Origin of the sequence: Aquirufa regiilacus, assembly GCF_032470275.1 — a bacterium.
GTDB lineage: Bacteria > Bacteroidota > Bacteroidia > Cytophagales > Spirosomataceae > Aquirufa > Aquirufa regiilacus.
In genome coordinates, this window is sequence record NZ_JAVNWW010000001.1 from 435,709 (window position 1) to 455,880 (window position 20,172).

Consider the following 20,172-nt stretch of genomic DNA (forward strand, 5'->3'; position numbering starts at 1 on the left):
TTTAACATTCGCATAATAATCGTCTAATCGAGTTTGTAAAAGCCTTGTATATTTTTATGGCTTACAAACTTAATTAAACTATTTATGAGACTACTCGTACGCGTTTATACGTTAGAGCTCTTACAAAAAGGACGTAAAATGTCATTTTTGTTGGCTGGCGTAATTGCCTTACTTTGTTTGCAAACGGTTACCGTATATGCACAAAGTTTAAAGGTTTCCGGGAAACTAATTGATGCCACGACCAAAGAGGCTCTTGTGGGCGGATCTATTTCAGTTAAGGGTACCAATCAAGGAACAACAGCGGATGCTTCAGGTCAGTATTCGATTTCAGTGAATTCCTCAACAGCAGTTCTTGAATTTAAATACGTTGGTTATGCCACTAAATCCGTGGCTGTGGGAAATCAATCGATAATCAATGTATCCTTAGCACCGAATGCGGCCGACTTAGAACAAGTGGTTGTCGTAGGTTATGGTACGCAAAAGAAAACGGACGTTACGGGTTCTGTGAAGTCTGTTGCTAGTGCAGCGTTTAATAAAGGAATCATCAACTCTCCTGAGCAGTTATTGCAAGGTAAAGTAGCCGGTGTCAATGTGACTTCCGCAACGGGTGAGCCTGGTGGAACTCAAGGAATTACGATTCGTGGACCCGGAGGTATTCGTTCAGGATCTACACCTTTATTTGTTATTGATGGTTTAGCGTTGGATAACTCATCGACGGGCGGTGGAAATCCGTTGAACTTTATCAATCCTCAAGACATCGAAACAATCGACGTGTTGAAAGATGCCTCTGCCACAGCTATCTACGGTTCACGTGGTGCGAATGGTGTCATTTTGGTTACAACCAAAAAAGGAAAAGCTGGAACATCTAAAATTGAATTTTCTACGTCAGTTGGTGTAAGTTCAATCACTCGCGCTTTACCTGTTTTATCTGCGACAGAATTCCGTAAGCAAGTAGTAGCAAATAGCGGTATTTTAGAAGATTTTGGTGCAAACACGGATTGGCAAAAAGAAATTACACGCCAAGCGATGACTAAGAATTACAACCTAAGCTTAGGTGGTGGTGCTAATAAATTGACTTATTATGCTGCTTTCGGTGCACAAATGCAACAAGGTATTTTGAAAAACAATCAATTGGATCGTTTAACGGGCCGTATGAATGTGAATCAAAAATTCTGGGATGATCGTTTAAACTTAGATGCTAATTTAAGCTTCTCAAATACGGTTAATGAGCGTCCTGCGATTGAAAGTTTATTGGGTACAGCACTTTCGAATAACCCAACGCTTCCAACGTATGCTCAGGATGGAAAAACACCCGCAACTTTTGTCAGTCAATCTAACCCATTGACCACGTTGCAATTGTTTAAAGATATCAATACGACAAACCGCTTTATCGCCAATATTTCACCTTCAGTGAAATTGACAAAAGGTTTGGTATATCGTATGAACTTTGGTTATGACAACTCTACTTCGGTACGTGATGTGCAGACGTTGGCAAGTAACGTTCCTAAGATCGATGGTCGTTTAGATACCTATAACACAAGCAATTTGAACAATTTGATTGAAAACTATTTGACCTATAACCTTGATCTAGGAGATCATAGTTTTGCGGCTTTAGTGGGTCATTCCTATCAAAAAATTCAATACCAATGGCGTACGTTTAGTATCAATAAATTCCCTATCGTGCCTACGGAGCCAATCTACAATCCAGGTATTGGTCAGGAATTAACATTGGCAACGAATAAGCCGGCTGGTTCTGCCTTTATCAATGAATTGCAGTCGTTCTACACACGTTTGAACTACCAATACCAAGATAAATACTTAGCTACAGCGACGGTTCGTGGGGATGGTTCATCTAAATTTGGTTCAAACAATCGTTATGGTATTTTCCCATCCTTCTCTTTGGGTTGGAGAATTTCAGAAGAGCCTTTCTTGAAAAACACCTCGATCAGCAACTTGAAATTACGTGGCGGCTGGGGACAAACGGGTAACCAAGAAATCCCACCCAAAATTACGCAACCTTTATTTACCGCAACCGTGGGTTCTACAACTTCATATCCATTGGAGTCAACAGGTAGCTATCCGGCAGGTATCACGTATTCTCGTTTAGCGAATCCAGATATCCAGTGGGAGGTTTCGACGCAAATGAACCTTGGTTTGGATTTTGCCTTCTTAAATGGTGCTTTGTCGGGTTCGATCGATGCGTTTAATAAGGTGTCTACAAATATGTTGTTAGAAGTTATTCCTGCGGATCCTGTTCAGCCTGCTAGTTCCGTTTGGACGAATGTGGCCAACATGGAAATCGTGAATCGTGGGGTTGAAATGGATTTGGATTATAAATTCGAAACTAAATCAGGCATTAAATTCAACGTGGGTGGTAACTTAACCTTGATCAATAACGAAGTAAAAGGATCTCCTTACTCGGTGATTCCTTCAGGTTCAGCTTCTGGCTCGGGCTTGACTTCAGCAACAATTAATGGCTATATCAATGGCCAACCGATAGGAACATTTTTCTTGAAAGAATTTACTGGTTTTGATGCGAATGGAATGAGTGTTTATAAAGATCAGGACGGTGATGGAATTGTAACAGATAAAGATCGTATTGCAGCGGGTACAGCTTTGCCTACGACGCAGTACAACTTCTTTGGAAATGCATCCTACAAAGGATTTGATCTTTCATTGCAATTCAATGGGGTATCTGGAAACAAAATCTATGACAATACTGCGAATGCTTCCTTTTACAAATTGAAGATTGCGAAGAACACAAACGTTACGCCTGCTGCTTTTGCAGATTCAAAAGAATCAATCAATAATGCGGCGCCTATTTCAACACGTTATTTGAAAGATGCCGCGTTCCTTCGTTTAAACAACTTGACTTTGGGATATCAGTTGCCAACGGCCAAAATGGGCATTAGCAAGTTTATCTCAAGCGCTCGTTTGTCGCTAACGGGTCAGAACCTTTGGGTTAAAACGAAATACGATGGATATGATCCAGAAGTTAATAAGGATAACTCAATCAATGGCGTCTTGTCTTATGGTATTGATTACCTAAGCTACCCGAAAGCTAAATCTGTGATTGTTGGTTTAAATCTTACATTCTAATTTGAATACCTACATAGAAATGAAAAAGTTAAGAAATATAGCCATGATAATGGTGGGGATGACAGCCTTAGTAGGTTGCTCCGATTTAAATGAAAAAGTTTTGGATGAGTACAATGCTGCCGGTTTAACAGATAAGCAAGCTGCTGATGGGATGATTGCGCCGGTATATGCCGTGTTGCCTACAATATTCCAACATACTACTTTGTTTGCCTTACAAGAGATCTCTACCGATGAGGCGATTTTGCCCTACCGGGGCGGTACAGACTGGGGTGATAATGGAATTTACTTGTCATTGCATAAGCATGAGACAACAAGTACGGATCCTAACGTCCGTAATGTGTGGAATGCAGTTTTGGCAGGTATTTCACGTTCTGTGACGGCAATTAATTCATTGAAATTGAATAGCGATCCGAATTCTAAATTATACCTTGCTGAGGCGCGTGGTATGCGTGCTTACTACAACATGATCATGTTGGATTTATATGGTTTGGCATTTTCCAAAGAGGATTTGAGTGAAGTCACAACAATTTTGCGTGGTGAGGCGGCGATTGCTTATATCAAAAGTGAATTGTTGGCAGTTGAGCCTGTTCTATCAACATCGGTAGGCCCAGGTCGTCTAACTAAAGGCGGAGTTTGGGGTTTATTGGCACGCTTGCATCTAAATGCGGCCGCTTGGCGCGATCCTTATGGAGCACATTCGCATAAAGCAGAAGATATGGATAAGGTTATCGAATATACAGATAAGATTATCAATTCGGGACAATATGCCTTATCAGCAGATTATTGGGATATCTTCTCGAATGCCAATCATACAAATAAGGAATTGGTGTTTGCGATCGATCAACGTGCCGAATTGAATGGTCACAACCGAATGTCTTATTTCTCGTTGGCCAATGATCAGCGTCCATTGCCAGCTTATCCAGCGGCAAATGGTACAGACGGTCCAGCCATCACGCCTACGTTTTATCAATCATGGGTTTCTGCCTATGGTTCAGTAGATCCAGCTGAGGCTGACCCACGCTTCTATAAGCAAAATGTAAAAAAAGAGGATAACCAATGTGTGGATCCGGCAACTTATAAAATTGACCGCGGAATATTACGTGGCCAACAATACGGTTTGATTTACAAGAGTGGAGCATTCGTTAAATGTGCGGATGGTAAGTCATTACAGGTAGGTAAGATTGTTAATACACGTGGTAAAGGAAATCCGATGGTGAATCACACGGAGCAAGTTGATTATACAACGGCAGGTAGTGATTACAGTACAGGTTTCCGCGTTGAGAAATATGAGTTCTCTGACAAATCATCATCAGGTCGTAACTTCGGAGAGGCAGATTTAGTGATTGTTCGTTTAGCGGACGTGTACCTCATGCGTGCTGAAGCTAAATTACGCAAGTCGAACGATGTATCTGGGGCACTAGCGGATGTGAATAAAGTACGTTTATCTCGTACGGCTAATTCACCAGCGACGGCATTGTCTACCATCAATTTAGATTTATTGTTACGTGAGCGTGGCTTTGAATTCTACTGGGAATTACAGCGCCGGACGGATTTAATTCGTTTTGGTAAATATGAGGACAGTTGGACCGAGAAAACGAACACGAATAAGAATATGCGTGTTTTCCCAATCCCACAAACGGCGATTGATGGCGCATCTAACTTAACAGGTTATTTGAAGCAAAACGCTGGTTACTAAAATTGTGTATCTTGAAGGCGCCAATCTTTTTTGGCGCCTTTTTTTTGACCATCTATGAAAAAAATCGTCTTTTTTTGTTTGCTGCAAGCAAGTATTTGCCTTGGCCAAAATGCCCAAGTTATTCGTGGCCCTTATTTGCAATCTGTTACGCCAACCTCTGTTTTGGTACATTGGCGGACGAATGTTCCCACAGCGAGTCGAGTGTTTTATCAGGCCAAAGGGAAGGTCCTAGAAAAATTAGATACAAACCGGGTGACGGATCACGTCTTGGCGTTGAATCAGTTAAAACCGAGTACGCGCTATACTTATCAGATTGATTCGAAATCTTTTGTTGCAGATCGGTATGTGGTGACGGCTCCTGCCTTTGGTTCAGCGCAAAAGGTACGTATTTGGGCCTTGGGAGATTTTGGAGATGGTTCCGCAAGCCAAAAAGCCGTGATGAAATCCATTGAAGCGTATACCCAAGGAAATCGCCCAGATGCCTGGATCTGGTTAGGGGATAATGCCTATAACAATGGAAAGGATGAGGAGTATCAGAAGAATGTGTTTGATGTATACCAACAATCCTTTCTGCAAAATCTTCCCATCTATCCATCCCCCGGAAATCACGATTATGGTGGGAAACACGATCCAAGTTTTCCTCCCTATTTTAAGATTTTCAATATGCCTTCTGAAGGCCAAGCTGGTGGTGTTAGCTCGCTTTCGGAATCCTTTTATTCTGTGAATTATGGCCCGGTTCATCTAGTTGCTTTGGACACTGAAATGCGTGAATCTTCTGGAATGATGCTAAAAGATGGAAAGGGGGAACAAGTGGACTGGTTAAAGAAAGATTTAGCAGCCAATAAATTACCGTGGGTCGTTGTGTATTTTCATAAGCCACCTTATTCCAAAGGTTCGCATGATTCTGATATAGAATTGGATATGAAGTCCATGCGTGAAAACATGACATCTATTTTCGAGGAATATAAAGTTGACCTGGTTATTGCGGGCCATAGCCACGTTTACGAACGTAGTTTCCCCATGCGAGGGCATGCTGGCGTGAATGAAACCTTTGATGCGTCTAAACACGTAGTAGCTCAATCTATAGCGCCCAATCAGTATGTTGTGGGACCGAACGGCCAAGGCGTGATTTACGTGGTGAGTGGTTCTGGTGGAAAAGTGGGAGGTCAGCGTCCCGGATATCCGATGAAGTCATCTGTGTATACGAATAACACAATTGGTGGGTCCGTTATAATGGATGTAAGTAAGCATAGGTTCAATTTAAAATGGATTCAATCGGATGGTGTCCTAGGCGATGAATTTGTCATCGAAAAGAAATAATATCAAATTGTTAAATCGTGACATGAACCCTTTTTTGCTCAGTACTTTGAACTAATTTAAACAAAAAAACTATGCGCCATCTCGTAATCCTATGTGCCGTTTTGTTTGCACTTCAATTAAATGCTCAATCGGATTTAAAAACGCAATTAGCATCCAAACGCGTAACGCTTCCAAATGGTTGGAAATTATCACCTCACGGTGAATCATTGGCGCTCGGTGATTTGCCTTTACATGTGGCTGTTTCGCCTAACCAAAAGTATTTGTTGGTGACTAATAATGGTCAAAGCGTTCAAAGTTTACAATTGATCGATGTCGCTTCCAATCATGTATTAGATTCGAAAGAATTACCTAAATCTTGGTATGGATTAAAAGTCGCGGCCAACAACAAAACGGTTTTTGTCTCAGGTGGAAATGACAATGTTATTTTGGTTTTTGAAATCGAAGCGGGTAAGTTGGTTGAAAAGGATAAAATTGCTTTAACCACGGAAAAGAAGGCCGTGATTTCTCCTGCGGGTATTGAATACGATGATGCGACAGGAATTCTTTATGTAGTTACGAAAGAGAATAATTCCTTGTATGTGATTGAAGCCAAAACAAAAACAATTCTTGCCCAACATACATTGCCAGCAGAAGCGTTCACATGTTTGTTCAGCAAGAAAAAAGACATTTTGTACATCTCGGTTTGGGGTGGTCGCCAAATCCTCCCTTTTCAAATTTCTACCCATAAATTCATGTCGGCTATTCCAGTAGGGGATCATCCTAATGAAATGTTACTGACTAAAAATGGTCAATTTTTATATGTTGCGAATGCGAATGATAATTCTGTTTCCGTGGTGGATACCCGTATTGGAAAAGAAATTGAGGTATTAAATGCGGCTTTAGTTCCCAATGCACTTGCGGGTAGCTCGACCAATGGTTTGGCACTTTCTGCTAATGAAGAACGCTTGTATATTGCTAATGCCGATAATAACTGTTTAGCGGTTTTTGAAGTTGAAAAGCCTGGACAATCCAAGTCACTTGGTTTCATTCCTGTTGGTTGGTATCCTACTTCTTTGCAGGTTGTCAAGGGTAAATTATATGTAGCGAATGGTAAAGGCTTTTCATCCTTCGCGAATCCAGATGGTCCAAATCCGATTGAGAAAAAGCAAACGGTCACCTACCAAAAGTCAGACAATAATAAAAAGGTGCGTACAGGTTACATTGGGGGATTGATGAAGGGGACGATGTCCATTTTCAAAGAACCAACAACCCAAGAATTAGCGGTTCTTTCCGAGGCTGTCTATCAAAATACGCCTTATACCAAGGAAATAGAATTAAGCGCGTTAGGTGAAAAAGGCAATCCGATTCCCATGAAGGTGGGCGATGCTTCGCCGATTAACTATGTATTCTATATTTTAAAAGAGAATCGTACCTATGACCAGGTTTTGGCTGACGTGGCTGGAGGCAATGGAGATACGACCTTGTTGTTGTTTGGGGAAAAATATACCCCGAACCAACATAAATTGGTAAAGGAATTTGTCTTGTTGGATAATTTTTATGTGGATGGTGAAGTAAGTGCGGATGGTCATAACTGGTCGACTTCGGCGCATGCGACGGATTATCTAGAGAAAACATGGCCAACTTCCTATGGTGGACGTGGCGGTAAATATGACGGCGAAGGTAATCGAGCCATTGCGAATCCGAAGAATGGATTTATTTGGGATTATTGTAAACGTGCAGGTGTTTCTTATCGAACCTATGGTGAGTTTGCGGATAATTTCAAACCCAATATTCCGTCCATTGCGGATCATTTTTGTCCTGATTTTGCTTCGTTTGATCAAAATGTGATGGATACGACCCGTTTTCACGCTTGGAAAAGAGATTTCGATCGATTACTTGCGCTGAACCAAGTGCCTCGTTTTAATTCATTGCACTTTCCCAATGACCATACAGAGGGTCAGCGCTTAGGTAAAAAGACACCTTTCGCATATGTAGCGGATAATGATTATGCGATAGGTTTATTTATTGAACACTTGTCCAAGTCACCTATTTGGAAAGAAACGGCTGTATTTATTGTGGAAGATGATGCGCAAAACGGACCTGATCACGTAGATGCGCATCGGACTACAGCCTATCTAGCTGGTGGATTTGTTAAACGCGGATTTGTGGATCACACGCCATATTCCACTTCATCTATGTTACGTACAATGGAATTAATCTTAGGCTTAGCTCCGATGAGTCAGTATGATGCCGCTGCGACTCCCATGTTTCGTAGCTTTAGTTTAACACTTAATGTGACCCCTTTTGTTCATGAAAAGCCTCGGACAAATTTATTTGAGGTAAATGTATTGGATACACCGAGTGCTCAAAAAAGTGCCAAATTCGATTTCAAGAAAGAGGATTCGATTCCAGATTTGGAGTTTAGTGAGGTGATTTGGAAGGCGGTAAAAGGGGAAGATTCTGTCATGCCCGCTCCTAGAAGAGCAGCTATTTTAGCCGCTTCAGAAGCAGATAAGGATTAATATGAATTTAGTTTTAGTAGGTTTGTTAAGTGTCCGAATGGCCATCAGTGGTCTTTCGGACACTTTAGTTAATGTGGTAGTTAGTGCCAGCCGACAACCCATAGCTAACCAGCGTTTGGCGATTCCGGTTTATGCTGCCAAAGTACAAAGCAACTCGGTGATGAATACACCTGAAGTACTCTCAAGCGTTCCTGGCGTATTTTTACAGCGTACAAATCAGGGTGGAGGATCTGCCTTTGTTCGCGGTCTGACAGGAAATCAAACTTTGTTGGTTTGGGATGGCATTCGCTTCAATAATTCCACTTTTCGCTATGGTCCAAATCAATATTTAAATACGATAGATCCTTTTTCGCTAGATCAAATCGAAGTGGTTCGTGGTTCTGGTTCAGTTCAGTATGGATCGGATGCGTTGACTGGGGCGGTGCATTTGATTTCTAAAAAGCCTTCGTTTGGGACGAAATCTTGGTCAGGCCAAATTTTGGGCAAAGGAATTAGTCAAGGTATGGAGCTGAGTGGTTTAGCTCGTTTGAATTTTCAATCAGCGCGTAGTTCTTTTTCCATATTAGCGGGTAAGAAAACATTTGGGGATATAACGCGAGGTGGTAATGGCGCATTTCAACGACCTACGGGATATGAAGAGCAAAACCTACAGCTACAATACCGCCAAAAATTAGGTGATCAATGGACCTTAGAAAACCTAATCCAACAAAATGTGCAGGACCACGTACCGGTTTACCATAAAATTCAATTAGAAAAATTTGCCTTAAACGAAATGACTTTACAGTCTTATCGAAGGGCTTATTCGCGCTTATCTTATCAAGGAACGAAATCTTGGTTGCAGTCGGCAGAATTAACGGCCTCTATCCAAGCGAGTAAGGAACAGAGAGCCTTGCAGAAAAAGGGGAGTGCTACGTTGCGCAATGAAGAGGATCAAATTCTGACTGCTGGATTTATAGGCCAAATCAAAAGTGAGTTCATTCCAGGCCTGCACAGCACGACGGGTATCGAATATTACTCGGATAAGGTAAGTAGTAGCCGACAAGATGTTAATTCGAAAACAATCGCCTTGCGCGCATTATATCCAGATAATTCGCGATACAATACGTTCTCTGTCTTTAGCTTACATGAATTCGAATACCGCTCCTGGCAAGTGCACGCCGGATTGCGTTACCAACAAACTTCGTCGTTTTTACCCGACACGACTGTCGGAAATTCCACGATTTCACTGGGAGCGTTTGTTTATGACGGAGGTCTTTCATATGCCATAAACCCTCAGTTGACTTTTTTTGGATCGCTTTCATCCGGATTTCGCGCGCCTAATTTAGATGATTTAGGGAGTTTGGGGATTGTTGATTTCCGCTATGAGCAGCCAGCTTACCAGTTGAAGCCGGAATACTCCTTGACGAAAAACCTTGGATTTCGTATCAAAAGTCACCGTTTTCGAGCGGAATGGTCCGCTTTTCAAACCTCTTTGACGAATTTAATTACGCGCATTAAAACCGCTGAGGTCATACAAGGATATCCTGTATATCGAAAAGAAAATGTAGATCATGCCTACTTATATGGTTTCGAGTGGTCGCAAACCATAGCAGTCAGTGAACGTTTTCGTATAGGGAATTCGATTTCCTATGTTTGGGGTCAAAATCAAACTCAAAAGGAACCCATGCGCCGCATTCCACCGTTCAACGGAAATGTTTCACTGAACTACCAACGAAACAAGGGAAACGTCGCACTACTTTTGATTTTTGCTGATCGGCAAGTTCGTTTGAGTGCAGGAGACAAAGAAGATAATCGAATGAATCCGATAGGCACTCCGGGCTGGGGAATTCTTCAACTCCAGGCAAATTATAAAATAACACCCCACATTCAGCTGGGAATGCAGGGAGTTAATTTAGGAAATGTCCCTTATCGGATGCATGGTTCTGGAATTGACGGTATGGGCCGTAGTCTACACATGCAATTGGGTTATGAGTGGTAATTAGTGATTTTTTCGCTGATCAGCTTCGTCATCCATTTCTACCGTTTTCTTGATTTTACGCCAATCGATTGTTTTATTATATCTAATCAGGGTTTTATCCGCATCGAATATCCGTTTATCAGGGAAGCTAAATTGGTAGGGTTTGTAGTCAGGTTTATCCGTGAAGAAGTCATCTAAGATACTCGCGGTTTGATCGTAATGGTTTACGGCAGGAACGCCTAATAGCGTATAAATTACACGTAAAATCGAACCAAAATTTGCATGACGGTGGGAAACATAATCGCGTTTTACATAGGGTCCAGCCATCATCAAAATGCTGCGGTGCGCATCAATGTGGTCAATACCTCCTTGTGGATCGTCTTCAGTTACGATGACCAACATATTTTTCCAATAAGGCGTGTGGGACAGGAATTGCAGCATGCGTCCTAATGCCAAATCATTGTCAGCCATAAAGGAAGACTTATATGGAAAGCCAGCTGTTGAATCCAAATCGCCGCCGTGATCATTGGGTAATTGAATGGTAATTAATGCCGGCATTTTTTCTTTGCCGCTCAACCATTTCTCAGTGAATTCGTTCTCGAATTGTTCAACTCGAAATTGGTCTGGAATGCTCGTGTTAAAACCCGCATAATTGTGACTCGTATTTTTAAATAGCGCTTTCTGCATAGGAACCATCACAATGTGACCAGCTCCCGTTATTGTATCTGTCCAGTCTTCGCGTACGTGTCCCGTTTCATTCGCTTCACCAAAATTATAAAATGGAATATTTTTACGTTCTAAAGCTTCCCATATTCCTCCAATTTCCGCATAATCTTCAGGGTCCATACTGCCCGTTGAGCCTGGGAATCTACGTCCTGGAGCTTCCGAAAAGTAGTTGGCCGATTTACTTACACTAGAGTTCGTTTCCACCCATTCATTCGGGATGACACCCATCATCCAGTGATGTCCGTGTATGGATGCGTCACTATCGCAATAGAAATTATCACTCATGGAGAATGCTTTGGCAATTTGATGGTGGTTGGGTGATACGTCAACGTTCCTAAAGGTTTTGTTTTTTTCGTATACAGTTCTATTTAGTCCATAACGCGCAATGCTTGAATCACCATTAGCACCTTTAAATTGGCCAAAAAATTCATCATATGTTCTGTTTTCCTTCGTGATGTAGACGATATGTTTGATAGGTGATTCACCTGGTTTTGCGATTGAAAATGTCTTGTTGTTTCTGTTCGAACCGTCTTTAATAACAAATGTATTATTTTTTACGACGTTCGTAAACTGGGCTAATTCAGTCGCATTTGGCATCGGGATTGCCTGAAAGGTACCTAGTTGTACATCGCCAATATAGGTTCCCTGCTTAGGTGCTTTGTAGCTAGCGCCGCCGTTTGGTCCAGCACCGTAGCCCCGACAAGATGTTACGTAGAGGGTCTTTTCATCTTCCGATAATTTTACACGGGTAGGTCCCCAACCCGTTGGGATGAATCCGGTTGTTTTGGTTGTTTTTACATCTATTACTGCCACGGCATTTAAGCCAAGAAGCGTCACGTATAACGTTTTTTCATCCTTGCTTAATGTCAAACCGAAAGGCAAATATCCTCGACGTTTATCTAATAATGTAGAAAATTGAATTGGAATATGGCTTTTGATTTGTTTGGTTTTGTAATCGATTACAGCAATGTTATCATTGGTGGCATTGCTGACATAGACAAATTGTGATCCCACGGCGATCGAGTTTGGACTCGAACCTCCGACCACTTCCATTTCCTCGACCATTTCACCTAGTTGAAACCCGGGTTTGTATTTTTTTACGGTTTGATTTGTAAGTAAATCTATTTGAAAAACGCTCATGGCCTCATCCGTTCGTGGATTCCCTAATCCTGGAATTTTCTTCCCATCGATGATCGTCCCCTCGCGTGATTCCTTGGTATCATTTCCAAAAGGATGATAGGGAATATATTGTGTTTTAATGTTTTCAGGTGTCGTACCTTCAACGATGGGGTAAGCATACATGCCTACGTTGGCCACAAAGGCATATTTATGATCAGGACTTAACGTAATTCCAAAGGGCAATCGACCGGTAGGCGTACTTGATTTTAGGTTGCCCGAAAGTAAGTCGATGCGGACCATGCGGTAATTCGCTTGGTCGAGTACGAGCAATTCATTCTTTTCTGGTATGATGACCATGTCGGAGGCAAAACTGTCACCAAAGGATTTTTCACCGATTTTACCATCGAGTGAAATAGTTCTTAAAACATTCCCTGTTTGAATGTCTACTTGGTGAACGTTCCCGGCGTCACCGCCACTGAGGTAAAAGCTTTGACTATCGGAAGCAAACACGATTCCTAAAAAGGAGCTCTTACCATAGGGTGAGTTTTTGTCAGATGTGCCGAAATCAGGGAATCTTTTTGAAGACTGGTTGCTTAAGTCAATGCGCGTAAATGCGGCATTATGAATGGTGATGGCCCATTTTTTGTTTGGACTTATGGATAAACCAAATGGGTCATCTGTGATACGTAGGGTTTTTCCAGCTGGTGTAACATAGCGTCCACTTGGGAGTACGGAATGACCGTTCGTGTCAATTTTGGCAAATTCGTTTAAGCCAGGTACTTCGAGAATTTGTTGGGCTTTCGCAGTTGATAAGCTTGCTAAGCAAGCTAAAAGGAGTATCAGTTTCTTCATGAATGATCATTATTTCATGAAAGGTAATTAATTAGGTAATGTTCAAGGTTATGGGAATGTCAAGATTTAAAAGGATTTCGTTCGATCCATTTGACTTCGGGTTCCAAAAGTTTAAAAAAGAAGCCTAAATATCGGTTGATCAGTTTGTTTTCGTGTTGCATCCAGCCGTATAATTGTTCGGGTTGTGCACCTACGGAGCTTTTAATCTCGAGGGCTGTTCTACCAAAATTGATGCGTTTGAAACCATTATGAATACTACAGCCTACCATGTCATAGAGCATATTCAGGTAGAGCATTTTTTCACGTTGTACTTTCTCATCATAGCCTAAGAAATAGGTTTCTAAGATTTCGTCGTGGTGGATGAGCGTATTAAACCCAATGAGTTGGCCGTTTTCGAAATACGCGAAAAAGCGGAAAGCGTCACCTAATTCTTGCTTCAATGCGTAGAAATGGTTTTTAGCAAGGAAAAAAGTGTTAAATGGGGCATTTTCGGCTACATGGCGATATAGCTGGTTAATTTCAGTTTCTAATTGTTTGATTTCCTCCAGCGTTAATTGGCGTTTTTCGATTCCGTCTGCTTTTTTTCTAGCGCGCTTGTACTGATCTCTGTATTTTTTTGTGAGCGCTAGCACGTAATCAGATTCTTTTTTCCAATCAGAATGAAGATCAAAAAACATGTTCGGCTGGGAACTGAATTCCAAACTTTTTTTAAATGTAGGTAAGTCAAACATCGAGCGATCTGAATGCTCAAAATCCTTGAAAATGCTATGGTGTGGCGCTGGGTTTAAGGTCGACAAATAGTGCTTTAACGTTGTTAAAACGGCTGATTTATCTGCTTTATTACTGAATGAAACCGCGTGCTGTCCAGTTAACATATTATTGCCCAAAATGGCCAATTTTGAGGAAAATTGTTTGAATAATAGGTTTCGCAAGCTGCTTAGAATTCCATTGTCTCTACTTCCAAATCCATCTAGTTGGGCCAAATCGACCTGTTGCAACATCGCTGTGGCGATTAATTCTTGTTGCTGGTAAATCCCGATGAATTCACATCTGATATTGGAGGGTGCTGAATTTTCCAATACGCGCAAATATGCTGATTGTAGGAACAAGCTTTGAGCTGAAACCTCATCCCAATTTTCTGGGAGGGTATCGGTTGATGAGAAAATGCGGTATTGATAGATCAAGTAATAGAGTTTTCGAGAGTTAAACCGATGTGAAAGGTTTTTTGTTCCCGGTGGTTTTTGTTTGGACGCGAAGCTTCGCGTCTGATGTTCCATCTAAATAGACGAGAAGTATCGCGTCGCTACAGAATATAATTGATTCGAATGCGACCAAGGCCGTATCAAGCGTTTATGAAACGGCTCAACGTCTAACGTCTAACGTCCAACGTCTATTTTCGTGTGGCCCCGCCGGGAATCGATTCGAGCGCGACCCCGGCCGTATCAAGCGTTTATGAAACGGTCTAACGTCTAACGTCCAACGTCCAACGTCTAAAGTCCAACGTCTATTTTCGTGTGGCCCCGCCGGGAATCGAGTCGAGCGCGACCCCGGCCGTATCAAGCGTTTATGAAACGGTCTAACGTCCAACGTCTAAAGTTCAACGTCCAACGTCCAAAGTCCAACGTCTAAAGTCCAACGTCTATTTTCGTGTGGCCCCGCCGGGAATCGAGTCGAGCGCGACCCCGGCCGTATCAAGCGTTTATGAAACGGTCTAACGTCTAAAGTCCAACGTCTATTTTCGCGTGGCCCCGCCGGGAATCGAGTCAAGCGCGACCCCGGCCGTATCAAGCGTTTATGAAACGGCTCAACGTCTAACGTCTAAAGTCCAACGTCTAACGTCAAACGTCTATTTTCGTGTGGCCCCGCCGGGAATCGAGTCGAGCGCGACCCCGGCTGTCTCTAGCGTTTAGAAGGAGCGCTCCTCTGCTTCTCTCTGGGTGGCCCCGCCGGGAATCGAACCCGGATCTAGCGTTTAGGAAACGCCTATTCTATCCGTTGAACTACAGCGCCAAAATCCTTATCTCTTCACTCTTCACTCTTAATTCTTCACTCCTAACTCTCCTCCGGTACCACGCCATCATTGTATCCCATCAAGTGGTTGGTATCCAGCCAGTTCGGGAATATTTGGAAGTGTTTTTCCTTGATGATATCCATCACCATTTCACGTAATTCAGCTAAATTAGAACGTTGTTCCGCCGAAATAAATACGGTCTTCGGTGTGTTGGTCTGCCAATGGGATTGCTTTAAGAAACGTGTGACACGCTCCATTTTGGTCAATTCTGGATTCCCATCTTCATCCACCGCTGCTCCCTCAAAGAACACATCCTCGACATTGTAAAGGTCAATCTTATTGAATACTAAAATCGTAGGTTTATCGCCAGCGCCCATTTCATTCAAGATGCCCTGCACAACTTCTATTTGCTCCTCGAAGTTGGGGTGAGAAATATCCACAACGTGTAATAACACATCTGCCTCTCGCACCTCATCCAAGGTCGACTTAAATGATTCGATTAATAGGGTAGGGAGTTTACGAATGAATCCTACTGTATCAGTTAATAAGAATGGAATACCATCCCAAACCACCTTGCGTACCGTAGAATCAACGGTCGCAAATAATTTATTTTCAGCAAAAACATCTGCTTTGGCCAACTTGGTCATCAAGGTTGATTTACCTACGTTGGTATAACCCACCAACGAAACGCGAACCATGCGGTCCCGATTCTTTCTTTGAGTAAATGATTGTTTATCAATCGCAGTCAACTTATCCTTCAAGAATGCAATACGGTCATTGGCAATACGTCGGTCAGTTTCCAATTCTTTTTCCCCTGGACCACGCATACCCACTCCACCACGTTGCTTGGAAAGGTGAGACCACATACGCGTTAAGCGGGGTAACATGTATTGATATTGCGCTAACTCCACTTGTGTTCGAGCCTGAACAGTCTGTGCCCGTTGGGCAAAGATGTTTAAGATCAACAAGCTTCGGTCGAGTACTTTGATTTCTTTGCCCAACAACGAAATGGTTAATTCGATGTTACGGACTTGCGAAGGACTTAAATCATCATCAAAAATCATGATGTCCACATCTTTGGCAATGACATAGGCGATAATGTCATCCAATTTTCCCTTCCCTACATAGGTACGATTATCGGGTTTGGCTAAGTTTTGAGTAAAACTTGCCAAGGTCACGACACCTGAGGTAGATGCCAAAAAGGCCAATTCAGCCAAATACTCAGCTGTTTGCACCGCATTTTGTTTTTGCGTCGTCACAGCTACGAGTACAGCTGTTTCTTGATCTTCTCCCGTACTAAATCCTAGTTCTTCCTTCATATCTGATGCTAAAAAAAGCCTTCCTGTTAAGAAAGGCTTTTGATGCGAATTAAGTTCAATTTATAAACTTTGAATCAATTTTTGATTCAAGGTCACGTAATCTTCGTTTTTTCCTTCTTTGGCTAAGGTAATGGATTTTTCAGCACTTGCTTTCGCAGCAGCTTTATCACCCAACTTCGCTTGAATTTTTGCCTGTAAATGCAAGACCCAATACGCAGATGGATTAGCGGCAACTGCTTTGCCTACCCATTCCAAAGCTGTCTTTAAATCACGACCGGTCTCATAGTAATAAGATGCTGATTCGAAATAAGGACGTGTATCAGCTGCCATCGCTTTTTCAATAGAAGTTGCGATTTTGGAATCAATCTCTGTTTCGATAGGCACCGAAACCGCTACCTTCTCCCATGAGATAACCAAATCCATTTTGTTGGCCATCACATTCGCGAAATGAATAGAAAATGATTCTACAGATTGTGACAAGGTTGTTGTTGCCAATTTCACCTTTAAAACATCTTCGGCAGGATTGTAATTAAACACGCCATTCGTGCCTTTGTTGAAGATGATTTCCCAAGAGAATTGAGATGGGATTGTTAATAATTGGTAAGTACCCGCCTTCAAAGCTTGGCCTGCGATTTTGACATCTTCGCCAAAAGTTACGCTGGTGGGTGAATTAGCACCTGTGCGCCATAACTTTCCAAAAGGAACTACATCACCAAATATCTTACGGCCTTTAATGACAGGGCGTGAATATTTGACTTCCACAGCAGATAAAGAAAAGTCTTGTTTGATACTTTGTCCAGGACTTGGCGCAGGCATTTTAATGCCTTGGGCGAAAGCACCTGTGGAAAGAACCCATAAAACCATGAACAATACTTTTTTCATCTTCTTAAGCGGATAATGCCTCTGCTCCACCGACGATCTCAAGGATCTCCTTCGTAATGGCTGCTTGGCGTGAACGGTTATACTCTAATTTCAATGCCTTAATTAATTCACCAGCATTATCAGTTGCTTTATCCATCGCCGTCATACGTGCTCCATGCTCAGAAGAATTAGATTCTAATAAAGCGCGGAAAATAGACAACTTGATAGACTTTGGAATTAATTCCGAAATAATTTTCTCTTCAGATGGCTCGAAGATGTAATCAACAGCACTAGCCTTTTCGCTTGATTCCTCTGCTACCAAAGGAAGTAATTGCTCTGTTTGAATAATCTGTGTCGCCACGTTTTTTGAGTAGTTGAAGATTACTTCAACAACATCAAATTTTTTCTCTGTGAAGGATGCCAAAACGGCATCGCCAATTTCACGTACGTTATTGAAGTTCAAACGCGTAAAAATATCCGTATGTGCTTCATTAACGTTGTAACCACGACGAGAAAGATATTCTGCACCTTTTTTGCCTAATGATAAAATCTCCACTTGGCCAGCTGCATGCAAGTCGGCATATTTCTCTTGTACTAAAGCCATCGTTGCTTTCCCTACGTTCGCATTAAATGCGCCGCAAAGTCCACGGTCTGATGTTACGACAAGGATTAATGCACGCTTGATTTCACGCACTTCAGTGAAAGGATTTTCTGCGCCGGCTTCCGTTTGAGCTGAAACCGTTGCAATCATTTCTGCTAATTTCTTAGCATAGGGGCGCATTTGGTGGATGGCATCCTGTGCACGACGCAACTTCGCTGCCGAAACCATTTTCATGGCTTTGGTGATTTGTTGCGTCGAGTTAACGGATACAATTCTATTTCTTACTTCTTTTAAGGAAGCCATAGTATTCTAATTTTATGCTTTGTATTTAGCTGCTACTTCATTACCTACACGCTTCAAGGTAGCGGTTAAGGTATCATCGTATTTCCCTTGACCCAACGCTACTAACGTATCATTTTCTGTCGCACGTAATACTTGAATGAAATCTTGTTCGAATTCACGAACTTTTTCTACCGGTACATTATCCAAGTTACCTGTAGTTGCTAAATAAATCATCGCAACTTGCTCCTCCACCGGTTGTGGTGCGAACTGAGGTTGCTTCAACATTTCTAAGTTACGACGACCACGGTCAATCGTTAATTTCGTAGATGCATCTAAATCAGAACCAAACTTCGCGAAAGCTTCTAACTCACGGAATTGTGCTTGATCTAATTTCAACGTACCCGCTACTTTCTTCATGGATTTGATCTGCGCGTTACCACCTACACGAGATACCGAGATACCTACGTTGATCGCTGGACGAATACCTGCGTTAAACAAGTTTGTTTCCAAGAAGATTTGACCATCGGTAATCGAAATTACGTTGGTAGGAATATAAGCAGATACGTCACCCGCTTGTGTTTCAATGATTGGAAGGGCTGTTAAACTACCGCCACCTTTCACGATTCCTTTGATTGACTCTGGTAAGTCATTCATGTTACGCGCGATTTCATCCGAATTGTTGATTTTCGCCGCACGCTCCAATAAACGGGAGTGAAGGTAGAAAACGTCACCTGGATACGCCTCACGTCCTGGTGGACGACGTAACAATAAAGAAACTTCACGGTATGCTACCGCTTGTTTTGATAAGTCATCATATACAACTAATGCTGGACGACCTGTATCACGGAAGAATTCGCCAATCGCAGCACCTGTAAATGGTGCGTAGAATTGCATCGGAGCAGGATCACCTGCAGATGCTGAAACGATTACTGTATATTCCATTGCGCCAGCTTTACGAAGCGTTTGCTCGATTTGCTTAACGGTAGATGCTTTTTGACCAATGGCTACATAGATACAGAAAACTGCCTCGCCCTTGTCATAAAATTCTTTTTGATTGATAATTGTATCGATACAAACAGCTGTTTTACCTGTTTGACGGTCACCGATCACCAACTCACGCTGGCCACGACCTACTGGAATCATAGCATCGATCGCTTTGATACCTGATTGTAAAGGTTCTGTTACCGGTTGACGGAAAATAACTCCTGGTGCTTTACGCTCCAAAGGCATTTCGTATAAAGTACCAGCGATAGGGCCATTACCATCGATAGGCTCACCTAAGGTGTTTACAACACGTCCTAAGATACCATCACCTACCTTAACAGAGGCAATTAAGTTGGTACGCTTAACGGTATCGCCTTCTTTGATTTGGCTTGAGTCACCTAAAAGTACAGCTCCTACGTTGTCCTCCTCTAAGTTCAAGGCTAAGGCTTTCAAACCGTTTTCAAAAACGATCAATTCACCTGCTTGTACATTCGAAAGGCCGTAAATACGAGCCACACCATCACCCACTTGGAGTACAGTGCCTATTTCTTCTAATTCTGCTTGAGTTTTCGCTTGAGATAATTGTTCTCTCAAAATTGCCGAAACCTCATCTGGTCTTACTGATGCCATACTAAAGTTTTATGAAGAGTTTAATTTTTTTACTATATAATTTCGGGTGCAAAATTAGCTAGGAAATTTCAATATTCCCATAACTTCATCAAAAAATGAGCTTAATCATAAGACTTTTTTTAGATTCAAGAATTCGCAGATAATATGCCGCTGTTAAATGCCGTTAATTTTGTTGAGTGAGCCACAATTTTCGTGTATCTTCGAAACTTTAATT

The 20,172-nt window shown here is 42.1% G+C and carries 11 protein-coding genes and 1 tRNA gene; 5 read left to right on the forward strand and 7 right to left on the reverse strand.

The window, feature by feature from the left end:
* Positions 1 to 84: 84 nt before the first annotated feature.
* From PQG45_RS01850 to PQG45_RS01870, 5 genes are all read left to right on the forward strand, one after another.
* Positions 85 to 3,099: a SusC/RagA family TonB-linked outer membrane protein gene (locus tag PQG45_RS01850; RefSeq protein WP_316070193.1), complete on the forward strand. Its 3,015-nt coding sequence runs from the start codon at positions 85 to 87 to the stop codon at positions 3,097 to 3,099.
* Between the two features lie 19 nt (positions 3,100 to 3,118).
* Positions 3,119 to 4,795 (forward strand): RagB/SusD family nutrient uptake outer membrane protein, encoded by a 1,677-nt coding sequence (locus tag PQG45_RS01855; RefSeq protein WP_316070194.1) that lies wholly within the window; start codon positions 3,119 to 3,121, stop codon positions 4,793 to 4,795.
* 54 nt (positions 4,796 to 4,849) lie between these two features.
* Positions 4,850 to 6,115 (forward strand): metallophosphoesterase, encoded by a 1,266-nt coding sequence (locus PQG45_RS01860; RefSeq protein WP_316070195.1) that lies wholly within the window; start codon positions 4,850 to 4,852, stop codon positions 6,113 to 6,115.
* A 71-nt stretch (positions 6,116 to 6,186) separates the two neighbouring features.
* Positions 6,187 to 8,616 (forward strand): bifunctional YncE family protein/alkaline phosphatase family protein, encoded by a 2,430-nt coding sequence (locus tag PQG45_RS01865; protein ID WP_316070196.1) that lies wholly within the window; start codon positions 6,187 to 6,189, stop codon positions 8,614 to 8,616.
* Between the two features lies 1 nt (position 8,617).
* A complete protein-coding gene (locus PQG45_RS01870; RefSeq protein ID WP_315575752.1) occupies positions 8,618 to 10,594 on the forward strand; it encodes a TonB-dependent receptor plug domain-containing protein in 1,977 nt (658 codons plus the stop codon).
* Here the strand turns inward: PQG45_RS01870 and PQG45_RS01875 are convergent, their stop codons facing one another.
* The 7 genes from PQG45_RS01875 to atpA form a co-directional block, all read right to left on the reverse strand.
* Positions 10,595 to 13,270: a bifunctional YncE family protein/alkaline phosphatase family protein gene (locus PQG45_RS01875; protein ID WP_316070197.1), complete on the reverse strand. Its 2,676-nt coding sequence runs from the start codon at positions 13,268 to 13,270 to the stop codon at positions 10,595 to 10,597.
* Between the two features lie 59 nt (positions 13,271 to 13,329).
* The gene (locus tag PQG45_RS01880; RefSeq protein ID WP_316070198.1) at positions 13,330 to 14,547 is read right to left on the reverse strand and encodes a GNAT family N-acetyltransferase; all 1,218 of its coding nucleotides are present in this window, start codon (positions 14,545 to 14,547) and stop codon (positions 13,330 to 13,332) included.
* 657 nt (positions 14,548 to 15,204) lie between these two features.
* A tRNA-Arg gene (locus PQG45_RS01885) sits at positions 15,205 to 15,281 on the reverse strand.
* Between the two features lie 41 nt (positions 15,282 to 15,322).
* On the reverse strand, positions 15,323 to 16,600 hold the full coding sequence (hflX, locus tag PQG45_RS01890; RefSeq protein WP_315575747.1) for a GTPase HflX: 1,278 nt from the start codon (positions 16,598 to 16,600) through the stop codon (positions 15,323 to 15,325).
* A gap of 60 nt (positions 16,601 to 16,660) precedes the next feature.
* Positions 16,661 to 17,482 (reverse strand): DUF2911 domain-containing protein, encoded by an 822-nt coding sequence (locus PQG45_RS01895; RefSeq protein ID WP_315575745.1) that lies wholly within the window; start codon positions 17,480 to 17,482, stop codon positions 16,661 to 16,663.
* Positions 17,483 to 17,486: 4 nt separating this feature from the next.
* Positions 17,487 to 18,365 carry an ATP synthase F1 subunit gamma gene (atpG, locus tag PQG45_RS01900; RefSeq protein ID WP_315575744.1) on the reverse strand — a complete coding sequence of 293 codons (879 nt, stop codon included), beginning with the start codon at positions 18,363 to 18,365 and terminating at the stop codon, positions 17,487 to 17,489.
* Positions 18,366 to 18,377: 12 nt separating this feature from the next.
* A complete protein-coding gene (atpA, locus tag PQG45_RS01905; protein WP_315575742.1) occupies positions 18,378 to 19,958 on the reverse strand; it encodes a F0F1 ATP synthase subunit alpha in 1,581 nt (526 codons plus the stop codon).
* Positions 19,959 to 20,172: the final 214 nt, after the last annotated feature.

Bases quoted from the DNA above. Each gene is read 5' to 3' on its own strand.
- PQG45_RS01850 (WP_316070193.1), top strand. From the start codon at position 85: ATGAGACTACTCGTACGCGTTTATACGTTAGAGCTCTTACAAAAAGGA.
- PQG45_RS01855 (WP_316070194.1), top strand. From the start codon at position 3,119: ATGAAAAAGTTAAGAAATATAGCCATGATAATGGTGGGGATGACAGCC.
- PQG45_RS01860 (WP_316070195.1), top strand. From the start codon at position 4,850: ATGAAAAAAATCGTCTTTTTTTGTTTGCTGCAAGCAAGTATTTGCCTT.
- PQG45_RS01865 (WP_316070196.1), top strand. From the start codon at position 6,187: ATGCGCCATCTCGTAATCCTATGTGCCGTTTTGTTTGCACTTCAATTA.
- PQG45_RS01870 (WP_315575752.1), top strand. From the start codon at position 8,618: ATGAATTTAGTTTTAGTAGGTTTGTTAAGTGTCCGAATGGCCATCAGT.
- PQG45_RS01875 (WP_316070197.1), bottom strand. From the start codon at position 13,270: ATGAAGAAACTGATACTCCTTTTAGCTTGCTTAGCAAGCTTATCAACT.
- PQG45_RS01880 (WP_316070198.1), bottom strand. From the start codon at position 14,547: ATGGAACATCAGACGCGAAGCTTCGCGTCCAAACAAAAACCACCGGGA.
- hflX (WP_315575747.1), bottom strand. From the start codon at position 16,600: ATGAAGGAAGAACTAGGATTTAGTACGGGAGAAGATCAAGAAACAGCT.
- PQG45_RS01895 (WP_315575745.1), bottom strand. From the start codon at position 17,482: ATGAAAAAAGTATTGTTCATGGTTTTATGGGTTCTTTCCACAGGTGCT.
- atpG (WP_315575744.1), bottom strand. From the start codon at position 18,365: ATGGCTTCCTTAAAAGAAGTAAGAAATAGAATTGTATCCGTTAACTCG.
- atpA (WP_315575742.1), bottom strand. From the start codon at position 19,958: ATGGCATCAGTAAGACCAGATGAGGTTTCGGCAATTTTGAGAGAACAA.